The organism is Okeania sp. SIO1H4 (assembly GCF_010672695.1).
Taxonomy (GTDB): Bacteria; Cyanobacteriota; Cyanobacteriia; order Cyanobacteriales; family Microcoleaceae; genus Okeania; species Okeania hirsuta.
This window is the reverse complement of record NZ_JAAHGB010000033.1, coordinates 21,914-35,526: the sequence shown is the minus strand read 5'-3', so window position 1 is coordinate 35,526 and position 13,613 is coordinate 21,914. Positions and strand designations below refer to the sequence as shown.

Genomic DNA, 13,613 nt, shown 5'->3' with positions numbered 1-13,613 from the left:
GTCGAAGACTATCCCCATGTAATTTTCCTCCTGTCTCCTGTCTCCTGTCTCCTTCTTCAATGAACTTAGATTTTGACTTCTATTCAAGCAGGTGTAATAGGTGTAACATTCTTAGCCATAAAGTCAAAGAACGTTCCATAAAATACTTTACGAGTAGCAGCTCGCGCTCGGTAAGCGTGCCATAAATGTCCGAGCAAAGCTAGGAAACCTAATCCAGCATGAACGGTAGCAAGAGCAGTTCGCACAGAGTCGCTGCCAATAGGACTATAAAACACGCTAGGATAAACAGTTTCGTTGGTGGAGATAAAGACAGCTACGCTAAATCCTGCGATCGCAAGTGCCCCTAAACTGTAAGACAAGTAAGCCTCTCCGGACCAAATTAGTATTTGTTTTGCCCAACCCGTAGGTTTGGAAATAATGTGAAATAGACCACCAACAGTGCAGAGTAGGCTCACCCAGACATGACCACCGACCACATCTTCGAGATTATCTACGCTAGCCATGCCAGTAATTGTCCAACCATTAGGACTAAAGCCAAACAGATAACCGAAAATTCTTACGGGATCGAGATTAGGCTGTATTAACCTTACTTGTTCTATTAGTGGATCGTAAATACCACCTAAAACCGTTGCTTTAATGACCAATAGAGATGCTCCCACCCCCAACAGCACTAGATGAATACCCAAAATAGTAGTCATCTTGTTGCCATCTTCCCAGTCGTAGCCAAAACCTTTCTCATCAAGCTGTTTCGGCCCTAAAACTGCATGGTAGATACCTCCTGCTCCCAAAACAGCAGAACTGATGAGATGCAGCATACCGATGACATAGTAGGGATAGGTGTCGATTGTTTGTACCCCTGCTTCGATACCAATACCTAATGTTGCTAGATGAGGTAGTAATATTAGTTTTTGCTCGTACATTGGTACGCTGGGGTCAAACTGAGATAGCTCAAACAGTGTCATGGCACCTGCCCACAGCATGATTAAACCAGCATGGGCTACATGGGCACCTAGTAATTGCCCAGAGAGGTCTTTGAACCTGATATTACCTCCTAATAAAGCTGCACCTTCTTCTTCAGTGGCCTCAACATACCAGCCTAGCGATCGCCAAACAGGTGTCCAGAAAACTCCACTGTCGTTAGTTGTAGACATGGTGCTGCTTTCTTCATTGCCAAGTGTTTGCATAGAGATTTGGTCCTCAGTCTGATGAAGATCAGTTAAAGAAGGCTCTATAGCAGTCCTAAATAATTTGTAAAAATCCCAAAGTAGAATAAAAATTTTGATGATGATTATTCCTTATACCTTTGCTCTGTTGGATATTTTCTACATAGCGGAAATAGGACTACTATAATTGAGCTTTATTATCAATAATTTTATTTGAACACAATTAATATTTTTTATCAACAATAAAATATGAAGTTTTATTAAGGGGTATCTGTTACATCAATTGAGTTGGGGTTGGAGAGCAAGTAAGAAATAGCAGGAAAATCTAGGAGATATATAAGAAACAATTAGTTTAGTAGTCCTAGTAGCAAGAAATGTTCATCATGCACAATCCTTTTTTTTATGGGTGATATTATTTATAATTTATTCAAAAAATCACCTAACATAACCTTAATTTTATTGATATAGATTCTTAATAAGTTCTTAAACATATTTTAGGACTTATATCATGTCCATTTGTTTAATAGCAGCCTGGGAAAAACCGATCCTCTGCACGGATACTAAATCTACTGAGAGCGTTCGCTAATGCCATTCGCCCCTACTCTCCTACTCCCCACTCCCAAATATATGATAAGTATTCAACCGGATTTAATATCATTAGTAATAACAAGCACGATCGATGTTTGTGAGAAATACTATCAGCAAATAGCTAGGCTATTTCTTAGGAGTTATATCAGACTTTTATCTATTGGGTAGTTCCTGCAATTTGTGAATATACTAGCGCATACTGCTATATCTTTAGTCATTGCTAAATCTTTCTCAATTCTCTTCCTTCGATGCCTCCTGACTCCTGACTCCTGAATTTCCCTCCTGGGAGGGGGAGGGGCGAGGGGTGAGTTGACTCCTAAAATAATTAAGATTAATATCATACACTAATTCACCAACGTCAATAATTTTTCAGCATCGATCAAACCAAAACCCCATTTTGGGTCGAAACTGCCAACAGGTTTTCCAGGAATAAAACTACTTGAATGCAAACGTTGCTTAATTTCTTCAGGGGTTAACTGCGGCTCCTTTTCCAACAGTAACGCTACCAACCCAGTAATAAACGGCGTTGCCATACTCGTACCTGCCATCACGTTATGAAACTGGTCAACTTGCATCATTGAGGAACAAGTAGAAGCAGACGACAACTGCAGCACCACGATTATGTCGAGAACCTTTCTCAGGATTAGCAAAATAACAAGAATCTGGCAAAACTTCCCACATCTTTTTTGTCACTGATAGAGGTCGATAGCAATCATAAACTTTTAAACCTAATCCTATTATTTTTAAATCTGCCTGGACTTGTGATAATTTTTCTGCTACTTCTTTTCTTCAAGCACATTTTGCTACAGGGTATAATTTTTGGTTGAGGAAATTATTTGTAGTGGCATAGCGAATATCTAAAATAATCTCATGATTCAGACAAACTCAAAACCAGTAACTTTTTGTTGGGTTTTGCTACCGCTCAACCCAACCTACATTTTTAAGCTTATTAGTCTACTAATAGGTAAGCTTGGTAAAGCATTAGCGATCGCTCCAATAGTTGCAGTAGTAGCACCACCAGTTGCTGTTGGAGCATTAGTTTCGTGATTAGCGCGTGATGAATTTTTACTAATTATCACCAAACTCATAGTTCCGCTCAACCCGGTCTTACTTTAATTGGGTGCAGTTAGCGGAACTACAAATTGAGATTTTTTCTTATAGAAACTTCAGTTTAGGAGCTACCGAAATTCTTAATTGGAATTACTGATTAATTCAGAACCAAAAACAATTTCACCAAATTATAGCGTTAAATTTGGTATGAATAAATAAGTAAGTTATAGCTTCAATAATTCAACCTAACTTGTAAAAACAGCCAAGTATTTTCTTGGTGTATCTTATCTTGATCGCTCAACATTTGAAAGTCACTATCAAGGGAAAAAATCTCTACATACTCAAAATAAAACTTCAAATACCTAATCTTTGATACACATCATCCAAATGTTTTAAATGATGTTTCGGGTCAAAACAAGCTGCAATTTCTGCCTCAGATAACTTACTTTTAATTTCTTCATTTTTGCAAATTAAATCCTGAAAATTACCATTTGGTTGATTCCAAGCTTGATGGGCGCAAGACTGAACAATTTGATAAGCATCCTCTCGAATCATGCCTTTTTCTACTAATGCCAAAAGCACTCGCTGACTAAAAATTACCCCTCCATAAACATTCATATTTCGCTTCATGTTTTCTGGGTAAACTAACAAATTTTTGACTAAATTAGTAGTTTCTTTGAGCATAAAATGAGTTAAAATGCAAGCATCCGGCAAAATCACTCTTTCAACAGAACTATGGGAAATATCTCGTTCGTGCCAGAGAGCAACATTTTCCAAAGCGGCAACGGCATGACCCCGCACAATTCTCGCCATTCCCGTTAACCTTTCCGAACGAATGGGGTTGCGTTTGTGGGGCATGGCGCTCGAGCCTTTTTGACGCTTAGAAAAATATTCCTCAACCTCTAAAACATCGGTACGTTGAAGGTTACGAACTTCTACAGCAAAACGTTCTATAGAAGCAGTCAGCAACGCTAAAGTTTGCACATACTCAGCATGGCGATCGCGTGAAATTACTTGAGTAGATGCAGTATCCGGTTGAAGTCCCAGTTTTTGGCAGGCGATCGCCTCAACTCGTGGGTCAATATTTGCATAGGTTCCCACTGCTCCAGAAATCTTACCCACAGCAATATTATCACGCATTTTTACCAATCTCTGGCGGTTGCGACAAACTTCTGCCAACCATCCTGCCAACTTAAAACCAAAAGTTATAGGTTCCGCATGAATACCATGGGAACGACCTACCATCACAGTTTCCCGATGCTGTTGTGCCTGATAGCGAATTGCTTGTCCCAACTCTTCAACACATGACAACAACAGATCCAGACTCGCAACCATCTGTAATGCTAATGCAGTATCCAAAACGTCAGAACTTGTCAACCCTAAGTGAATATACCGCCCAACATCACCAACATACTCATTCACATTTGTCAAGAAAGCAATCACATCATGGCGGACTTCTGCCTCAATTTCGAGAACCCGCTTTGGGTCAAAATTAGCCTTGGCCTTGATTTCTTCTACTGCCTCAGCAGGTATGTACCCAAGTTCTGCCTGAGCTTCACAGACAGCTATTTCTACTTGTAACCAAGTTTTTAGCTTGGCATTCTCAGTCCAAAGTTCACCCATTTCGGGCAAGGTGTAACGTTCAATCACACTCTATAATAAAATTAAAACAACCGTTACATTGTATAGCAGGGAACAGGGAACAGGGGACAGTTGGAAAAAAATTTTCTAGTCTAAGATTCGTCATTAGTCTATGTCCTAACCAATTCTTTCTAACTATACTATTGACAACCACAAATGGGGAAAACTGAAAAATTATAGCCCTACGCGCTAGGGAGTAGGGATCAGGGAATAGGGAATCACAAACTGTAAAAGGATTTTAGGATTGAAAAATGTCCTAACCAAGTTCTTGTAGTATTACAACGCATCTAAATTTTTTTACCAACGATCAAGATTTATCGTCCAAAAAGACACTCCGCGATGGGGGTGAAACTATATTAGAGGGATAGAATTCTGTTCTACTTGCGCGATCGCTTAATTCGATTAATTTATACCAATTACCATGAATTAATGCTTAACTTAGGTAGCATTTAAATTATTAAAGAAGCACCTCAGCGTTCAGCTTTTCCTGCGGAATGCTGCGCAAACAGCTTTCAGCAGATTTTTTTTGAGATGTTCTCGTTTGCGGAGCATTCCGGAAATACGTTGTACTGTGTAAGTGGTAATTCTAATGTTTATTTCTCCCCCACTCCCCCACTCCCTGACTCCTGTACTCCTACGGGCAAACGGCCGTTCGCCCCCACTCCCCCACTCCTCCACTCTCTTGTGTTGTTCAATCAATCAAAATATCTTCCTGAGATTCTTGAGAATCATGTAATCAGTTTAAATCTGGCATTTCATCAAGAACTTGTTTGATAAACTCCTCCCATAACTTTCGCACTTTAGCTAAATAAGGATCGCCCAGACGCATTTGCAGGCGATGCCGAATTTGAAAACTATCCTTTTCATACATCACCAAATTAATCGGAGGTCCCACAGAAAGATTAGATTTCATTGTAGAATCTAGAGAAACTAAAGCACATTTAGCAGCAGCTTCTAAAGAAGTATAAAAACTTAAAGCACGGTCTAAAATTGGTTTGCCATACTTAGTCTCACCTATTTGTAGAAAAGGTGTTTCTTTTGTAGCAGAAATACAATTCCCTTGAGAATAAATCAAAAATAATTCAGGATCTTGTCCTTTAATTTGACCCCCTAGTAATATACTGCATCCAGTGTCAATTCGATCCTTTTGTAGCCAAGAGCGGTCTTTTTCTTGAATCTGTCGAATTTTACTCCCAATATAGCGAGCAATTTCGTAAAGGGTAGGAATAGTATGAAGATTAGTATCCTCAGAAATCTTGAAGTCTTTTTTTAGTTCAGTGATTACTCCTTGAGTAATTGACAAATTTCCAGAAGTGCTGATGAGGATAACCCGCTCTCCAGTCAGAGAAAAATCAAATAGCTTCAGGTAAGTGGAAATATAGTCTACTCCCGCATTAGTACGAGAGTCAGAGGCCATTTAAATACCAGATTCAGTAATAATACCAAGGCAATAAGTCATATATTAAGTAACTCAACCGCTTCGCGGAAGCCAAAAATGACTAAGTAATTCTGAGCAAACATTTCGCTGCGAAATGTTATGCAAACAGAATTAAAGACATACTCAAGATAGTCAAAAGTTTAAAATTGAAAGTCAAAAGTCAAGTAAATATACTTCATATACTCTTTTTTTGACCTTGTTTAAGTATTTTTGCAAAATTTTTGTGATTTTGTTGTGCAGGATGCAATTTTTTTAAGAATTTATGAGTACCCTCTTATAGATAATTTAACTAATTTAGGTAATTAAACTCATTCATCTGAAAAATCATCCTTATAGGTATAGCCATAAGACGTAATAAATGTTAACATTCTTAACATAGTATTGAGTAGTGTAAAGGCCATCATAATTATCTGAATAGATAAGAAACGAAAAAGCTGTACTTTAGGCCAATCCAATCTGGATTCTGTACTAAAGCACTTGAATCTTAGTCAAAATCTAATCTAAATTCTCAAAAAATAGTAAAACTTCTTTTATTGTCCACAAATTCTTACAAATAGATTCAAAAGATAAAAGATAATTTGGTTTTTTGACCAGATCTAAAATCTCAGAAATATCAAATTTATAATTTAGAATTTCTGTAGGCCAAATTAATTATATCAAATGGCCATAGAACAAACTTCTTAAAAAAAATCCAAGGAAAGCGCAATACCCGCCCGCTTTTCTTGCTAACTCAAAACAGGGCGCTCGAAACCCTACCAGTAGAGATATCTAGCGGGAGAAGAGTTATGAAGACAAAAATCTCAGACACCGATTCTGTACGCACTTACCTCAGAGAAATTGGCCGTGTCCCCCTATTAACCCATGAAGAAGAAATTCTTTATGGAAAACAAGTACAACGCTTCACAGCTTTGCATGAAGTAAATAAGACCCTCACCGAAAGTTTAGGCCGCGAACCGACAATAGCAGAATGGGCTGAGGCCACAAACTTATCTAGTCATGAATTGCAGCGAATTGTTCGCGAAGGTGAAAGAGCCAAACGAAAAATGGTGGAGGCCAATCTACGATTGGTAGTATCTGTTGCTAAAAAGTATATCAAACGAAATGTAGATTTGCTTGACTTAATTCAGGAAGGCACTATCGGTATGCAGAGAGGGGTAGAAAAGTTTGATCCTACCAAGGGTTATAGATTTTCCACTTATGCTTATTGGTGGATTCGCCAAGCCATAACTAGGGCCATAGCAGAAAAAGGTCGTACAATTCGTTTGCCGATCCACATTACAGAAAAGCTGAATAAGATCAAAAAAGCCCAACGCCAACTAACTCAAGAGTTAGGACGCTCTGCCACTACCCATGAAATAGCAGAAGAACTAGGTTTCACTCCAAAACAAATTCGTGAATGTTTGGAACGCGCTCGCTTACCTCTATCACTAGATTTACGGGTAGGGGACAATCAAGATACGGAGTTAGGAGACCTACTAGAAGATACAGGAGCTTCTCCAGAAGATTATGCTCTCCAATCTTCCATGCGTAGTGATTTAGAATCAATTATGACTGACCTGACTCCCCAACAAAAGCAAGTTTTGGCATTAAGATTTGGCTTAGAGGATGGACAAAGTATGACTCTCTCAAAAATTGGCGATCGCCTAAATATTAGTCGTGAAAGAGTACGACAAATAGAAAGAGAAGCTCTAAGTAAACTTCGTAAAAGAAAACAAGATATGAATGATTATTTAGCTAGTTAACTTTTCTGGCGGAAAGTCCCCACCCTATAATATTTGATTCAGAGCCCTATGGGAGAGCCATAATATGGAATACTAATGGGCATAGGGGGAAGACATTACCTCTATACAAGCTGCAACTCTTCTGCGGGTTAATCCCGCGTTGTTGCTCAAGTGTAGCGTCGGGAGTTTATCAAAACCTATCTAAAATGGAGCGAGAGGACTCTCGGTATAATCTTAGATTTACCGGAAGGTGAATCGTGACCAAAATAAAAACAGATACTGACCTTGATTTGCAAGAGTCTAACTTAACACCACTCATCTGGCAAAAGGCAAGAGAAAATATATCTAATTCAATCGTTTTATCGGAATAGTATTTGCTTGCCCACTTAATTTTTTTAAGAAGATTGCTACTTGTACACCACTACCGAATTATGTTATAATCACGAAATAATGCGTCATGTGTCAGTTGCAAAAGTGATTTGTCATTGAGGTGTTACTGCCGCCTTTACAGATAGTGGTTCAACAAATTGACTGTGTAGGCGCACTGTCGGGGGTTGGAAACAATCTAGATAAGTGCCACTCAAGCAGTAAACCTAAATCATGAGGTTTGGGAATTCCTCGTTATAATCGAGCGACTTAACGAGTGAGGATGTCAATAACCCTGTAAAGAAATAGAACAAGAAGCAGAGGAAATAAAATACTTTTTCTCTGCTTTAGCTTTCTCAGATTCTAAATCAATTTATCAATCATATCATGTCCATTGGTATAGTTTGTATAAAAACTTGGTAAATCTCTACTTTTTCTTTCTTCCTTATAGTTCATAAAATATTGCTACAGTCACAACATAGGGAACAGGGAACAGGGAAAGAAAAACAGGATTAAAAAGAGGAAAAAGTGTTGAATTTTTATAATTTATGGAATTGATGATTTTTTATTGTCGGAATCAATTACCAATTAAGATGTCACTACCTTTTTTGAATTTGTTATTGCTTGCACTCGATCATACCGATGCTGTCGGACTTGAGTTATATTGACATTTAAAGCTTCAAAATGTATTATTACATAATATATACTTATAGAGCCTATTAAAATGATATGCAAATTTTGTCCCAACCAATGGTTAATATTCTAGCTGCCATAATTTCTACGCACATTTTAAGCTAGCTTTTAAATAATGGACATTGGAAATACCTGAAGTAATAATTTCGGTTATATCTACTTTGATGTGACAATTATGCTGTTACATTAGTTTATAGGAAGTAAGAATATTAACAACCCCAATATATTATGTGGTTAAGTCAATCAACCACATTTGATTTGTCGATATAAACAAAGTTTCTGAAACGGAGTTAGTAAAGTGACCAATAGAAGAAATCAAACCCGAGAGTTTTTTGAAGAAAGTTCAGAAGGAAGTAATTTACTCTGGGAATATGTCCAATCTATGAGTTCAGACACAGTTTCTCAATTATCAAAGCCAAATTCTCAAGAAGTTTTTCAAGTGATGGAAAGAAACATTGTTGGACTTTTAGGCAATCTACCCTCAGAACAATTTAATGTAAGTGTAACAACCAGTAGAGAAAATTTAGGTAAGTTATTAGCTTCAGCAATGATCAGTGGTTATTTTCTCAGAAATGCTGAACAGAGAATGACATTTGAAAAATCTTTGCCAGGAAATCAAATCAGCAATAATGAAGGTTAATTAATTAAGTTTTGATCGTCCTCTTGGTTAATTAACCAGGGGATTTTTGTTTGAAATAGAAAAGATTAAAATATGATATTGCCTCATAAGTTAATTGGTGTTGCTGTCATCTGGAATGAAGCAGGACAAATTTTAATTGATAAACGACTACCTGGGGGTGCATTTGGCGGTTTATGGGAATTTCCAGGTGGCAAAATAGAAGCAGGGGAAACAATAGAAGATTGTATTAAAAGAGAAATCTTAGAGGAGTTAGGAATTGAGATTGCAGTAGAAGAACATTTAATTACTATAGAACATAGTTATTCTGAAGTTAAAGTAACACTTCATGTCTATCATTGTCGCTATTTGCGGGGAACACCAAAAACTATAGAATGTGATGAGTTTAAGTGGGTAACTTTAGATAATATCGAGCAATTTACATTTCCTCAAGCAAATAGTCAGATTATTACTGCTCTGAAAAAAAATCCACATTAATTGACATGCTCTACGGTCTGTTTCGACTGTCGCCGACATATTTACAGCAATTAAATTCAGCAATTAAATTAAATACATCAGGACTTACGCAAAGACACTATATATAGCGCATGGTAAATAGAGCGATTGCTGACGCAAAGCTCCGCTAACGCTATGATTTTTGTCAGCGATCACCTACTATTTTTGATTCTATATCTATCCATAAAAACTTAAATAACCGTCATTTTAATTGTAGGATATGGCGTTGGTGAATCAAGCTATGAAACCTAAATTTAGCCAAATATAAAATGTTTTTCAGTTAATAGTTAGACAATTGCCATTCAAGCACAATCATAACCACGCATCACCAACGCCTAGGATATTTGAGCTCTGATACTAGATATTTGGATAATAATTGATGTTTGAGTTGATAAATAGTCAGGACTTAGGGAAAGACACTATATATGGCGCATTGCAAATAGAGCGATTGCTGACGCAAAGCTCCGCTAACGCTATAATTTTAACAGAGCGATCGCCCAGTATTTCTGATTCTATATCTATCCATAAAAACTTAAATAACCGTCATTTTATAGCAGTTTTCATTAACATAGAATACAGTTATTAAGTCTGTAATTATTAAACTTCAAAGATACTTATATTTTGTCTGTAGTTTACCTTTTGCTCTGCAACATATAAAGCGGAGCTTTGCGGGAGCAAAAGACGGATTCCGACCGCTTGCGTCTGTCGCTGACGCGGGGTGGCACCGCTGTTCCCTGTTCTCTATTCCCTAAAAGCATAAAACTTTGTACCTTGTACCTTGTACCTGATCAACTCGAAAACTGCTGTAATATAAAATCCGGTTATATAGTTATCGCACTCTCTACTTCCATTCAATGCACACATAAAATGCCGGAATATCCCCAGATTTTTCCCTCCTTTCTGCTTCCTTTCTGCTTCCTTTCTCCTGACTCCTGAGTTATACGATAACTAATTATCCGAATACTATATAAATGTTTCATACCATGGAACTTCCCTAAAACATCCATGACGTTGCTAGCAAAATCTTGCCAGATATAGTAAGCTAGTGCAAACAAATTTAGGGAGATACATTAGCAAAACACCCTACTTGTCCTCTAGTTAATTTGGCAAAATGTCCCAAACTACTCAAGCACTCTCAAAACCAATATTGGCTGAACCTGGATCGTCTTACATGAACAACCATCCTCAAGAGTCGCAAGAGTGGGTGGAAGTTTTAGTTGATGTTCCTTTCAAAACTTCAACAGATGATGCTGAAGATGAGGAAAAGTTATTTACCTACAAAATACCTCCCGATCTGGACATTCAACCAGGAGACATTTTAACAGTACCCTTTGGCAGTCAACAGGTAGGGGCGATCGCCATTCGCAAAACCTCCCAACTACCAGAAGGGTTAACGAGCGATCGCATCAAAAATGTATCGGACATTATTACTAGAGGTTTTTTCCCTCCCACTTATTGGCAACTTATAGAAAAAGTTGCTAGTTATTATCAAACACCTATTATTAGAGTTATTCGCACCGCTCTACCACCAGGGTTACTCAAACGTAGTCAACGACGCATCCGCATTATAGAAGAAGCAATACCAACAGGTGCAGAAATTTTTCTCAATGCTACCGCTAAAAAAATTCTGGAAGTTCTGCAAAATTCTAAAACCAAAGATTACACCTGGCAATATATCCAACGTCAAGTCAAAAGTGCTAACAGAGGATTAAAAGATTTACTCCAACGAGGTTGGGTAGAAAGTTATCTCGAACCTCCTTCTCCTCCAAAACCAAAATTGAGACAAGCTGTAACTTTAGTTGTTCAAAACTTACCGAGAGATTTAACCCCACGTCAACAAGAAGTAATGGAAGTACTACGGCGAAACGGTGGGGAAACATGGTTAACTGAATTGCTTAACAGTTGCAAAACTAATTCTTCTGTGGTCAGAAAACTAGAAGAAAAAGGCTATGTCATCATAGAAGCACAGGAGGTGTTGCGACGAGAAGAGGGTAGAGGCAATATCAGAGATGAAATCAAAATACTGACCCCATATCAAGCAGAAGCATTAACAACTATTACCCAAATACAAGAATTTGCTCAAGTGCTGTTGCATGGAGTTACGGGGTCTGGAAAAACAGAAGTATACTTACAGGCGATCGCTCCCATCCTGGAAAATGGCAAATCTGCTCTTGTACTTGTTCCTGAAATTGGTCTAACACCCCAACTGACCGATAGATTTCGCGCTCGTTTCGGAAACAAAGTCTACGTTTACCATAGCGCTCTGTCTCCGGGGGAACGTTACGATACCTGGCGTAATATGACATGGGGTATTCCTCAAGTTATTATTGGCACTCGCTCCGCCATCTTTGCTCCATTACCAAAATTAGGTTTAATTGTATTAGACGAAGAACACGATAATAGTTTCAAACAAGACCGCCCCACTCCTTGTTATCATGCTCGCACCGTAGCAAAATGGCGAGCTGAACTCGAAAACTGCCCATTAATATTAGGTTCCGCAACACCCTCTTTAGAAAGTTGGTTAGAAACAAGAGAATACCACCCAGAAAACTTGAGTCAAGGAGATCTTAATCTAGGAGAAAATGTAGATGAAAATGTTTCCCCAAAACCTAACACCCAAAACCTAACACCTAAAACCTACTACCTGTCATTACCAGAGCGCGTCCACTCACGACCAATGCCACCTATAGAAATAGTGGATATGCGCCAACAACTGCGACAGGGAAACCGGACAATGTTCAGCTATCCTCTACAAGAAGCACTGCAACAGTTACAGGAAACAAAACAACAAGGCATTTTATTCATCCACCGTCGCGGTCACAGCACATTTGTATCTTGTCGTAGTTGCGGTTATGTAATGGAATGTCCCCATTGCGACGTTTCACTTTCCTATCATTATACTCACGAAGGGGGGACTCAACTGTTACGTTGTCATTACTGCAATTACACTCAACTACAACCCCAACGTTGCCCTGAATGTGATTCTCCTTTTTTTAAATTTTTTGGCAGTGGTACTCAAAAGGTAACTCAAGAGTTAACTAGACAATTTCCCGATTTACGATGTATTAGATATGATAGCGACACTACTCGCACCAAAGATGCACATCGAATATTGTTAACTCAGTTTGCTAATGGAGAAGCAGATTTATTAATTGGTACTCAAATGTTGACCAAAGGTTTAGATTTAGCCCAAGTAACATTAGTAGGAGTTGTTTCTGCCGATGGGTTACTACATTTTTCAGATTATCGTGCCAATGAACGTGCTTTTCAAACATTGTTGCAAGTAGCGGGACGTGCTGGTCGTGGAGATAATCCGGGGCAGGTAATTATTCAGACTTATACTCCCGAACATCCTGTGATTCAAGCAGTGCAACGTAATGATTATGAGTCTTTTGTGGAGACTGAATTACAGACGAGAGCAGAGTTACTATATCCTCCTTATGGGCGGTTAATTTTGTTGCGTTTGAGTAGTTATGACCCGACTGAAGTAGCGGTAACTGCTCAAAAGTTAGCAAGTGTGTTAATGGAAAAAGCGGAAGCAGGAAAATACGATTTATTGGGGCCTGCACCTGCTCCTATTGCTAGAGTCGCTAATCGTTATCGGTGGCAGATTTTGTTAAAATTATTATCGGGATGTGAGGATGTACCCGATTTGACTAAGTTGATTAATTTTTGCCCGCCAGCGGTAAGTTTAACTGTGGATGTCGATCCGATGAGTTTGTGATAAATTTAGTTTGCGCAACTACTTCGGACTATTAGTTATTGTAAGTTATTGCGACTGGAACGGAGAGGAGGGAAGCAATCTCAGGGATTGTGGTGGG

10 protein-coding genes and 1 pseudogene are annotated in these 13,613 nt (G+C 38.4%); 5 read left to right on the top strand and 6 right to left on the bottom strand.

Annotated features, from left to right (window positions below):
* Window positions 1-83: 83 nt before the first annotated feature.
* The 3 genes and pseudogenes from F6K06_RS19905 to F6K06_RS19895 all read right to left on the bottom strand — a co-directional run.
* Window positions 84-1,184 carry a chlorophyll a/b binding light-harvesting protein gene (locus F6K06_RS19905; protein WP_287242888.1) on the bottom strand — a complete coding sequence of 367 codons (1,101 nt, stop codon included), beginning with the start codon at window positions 1,182-1,184 and terminating at the stop codon, window positions 84-86.
* Between the two features lie 911 nt (window positions 1,185-2,095).
* Window positions 2,096-2,326, bottom strand: a complete 231-nt coding sequence (locus F6K06_RS19900; RefSeq protein WP_275670335.1) for a S8 family serine peptidase — start codon at window positions 2,324-2,326, stop codon at window positions 2,096-2,098.
* 28 nt (window positions 2,327-2,354) lie between these two features.
* A pseudogene (locus tag F6K06_RS19895) lies at window positions 2,355-2,630 on the bottom strand (M15 family metallopeptidase); the annotation flags it as partial.
* On the opposite strand from F6K06_RS19895, the gene F6K06_RS19890 reads away from it, so the two are divergent.
* A complete protein-coding gene (locus tag F6K06_RS19890) occupies window positions 2,622-2,798 on the top strand; it encodes a hypothetical protein (protein ID WP_287274458.1) in 177 nt (58 codons plus the stop codon). The pseudogene F6K06_RS19895 and the gene F6K06_RS19890 sit on opposite strands and share 9 nt — an antisense overlap.
* A gap of 357 nt (window positions 2,799-3,155) precedes the next feature.
* Here the strand turns inward: F6K06_RS19890 and purB are convergent, their stop codons facing one another.
* From purB to F6K06_RS19875, 3 genes are all read right to left on the bottom strand, one after another.
* On the bottom strand, window positions 3,156-4,451 hold the full coding sequence (purB, locus tag F6K06_RS19885) for an adenylosuccinate lyase (RefSeq protein WP_124144414.1): 1,296 nt from the start codon (window positions 4,449-4,451) through the stop codon (window positions 3,156-3,158).
* Window positions 4,452-4,919: 468 nt separating this feature from the next.
* Complete coding sequence (locus tag F6K06_RS19880; RefSeq protein WP_287242890.1) at window positions 4,920-5,141, bottom strand: hypothetical protein; 222 nt, start codon at window positions 5,139-5,141, stop codon at window positions 4,920-4,922.
* Window positions 5,142-5,178: 37 nt separating this feature from the next.
* Window positions 5,179-5,859: a peptidase gene (locus tag F6K06_RS19875; RefSeq protein ID WP_287242892.1), complete on the bottom strand. Its 681-nt coding sequence runs from the start codon at window positions 5,857-5,859 to the stop codon at window positions 5,179-5,181.
* Between the two features lie 806 nt (window positions 5,860-6,665).
* Between F6K06_RS19875 and F6K06_RS19870 the strand changes: the two genes are divergently transcribed.
* From F6K06_RS19870 to priA, 4 genes are all read left to right on the top strand, one after another.
* Window positions 6,666-7,622 (top strand): RNA polymerase sigma factor, RpoD/SigA family, encoded by a 957-nt coding sequence (locus F6K06_RS19870; protein ID WP_124144412.1) that lies wholly within the window; start codon window positions 6,666-6,668, stop codon window positions 7,620-7,622.
* A 1,336-nt stretch (window positions 7,623-8,958) separates the two neighbouring features.
* A complete protein-coding gene (locus F6K06_RS19865; protein WP_124144411.1) occupies window positions 8,959-9,300 on the top strand; it encodes a DUF760 domain-containing protein in 342 nt (113 codons plus the stop codon).
* 72 nt (window positions 9,301-9,372) lie between these two features.
* Window positions 9,373-9,774, top strand: coding sequence for an 8-oxo-dGTP diphosphatase MutT (mutT, locus tag F6K06_RS19860; protein ID WP_124144410.1), 402 nt, complete (start codon window positions 9,373-9,375; stop codon window positions 9,772-9,774).
* A 1,129-nt stretch (window positions 9,775-10,903) separates the two neighbouring features.
* Window positions 10,904-13,516: a primosomal protein N' gene (priA, locus tag F6K06_RS19855; protein ID WP_124144409.1), complete on the top strand. Its 2,613-nt coding sequence runs from the start codon at window positions 10,904-10,906 to the stop codon at window positions 13,514-13,516.
* Window positions 13,517-13,613: the final 97 nt, after the last annotated feature.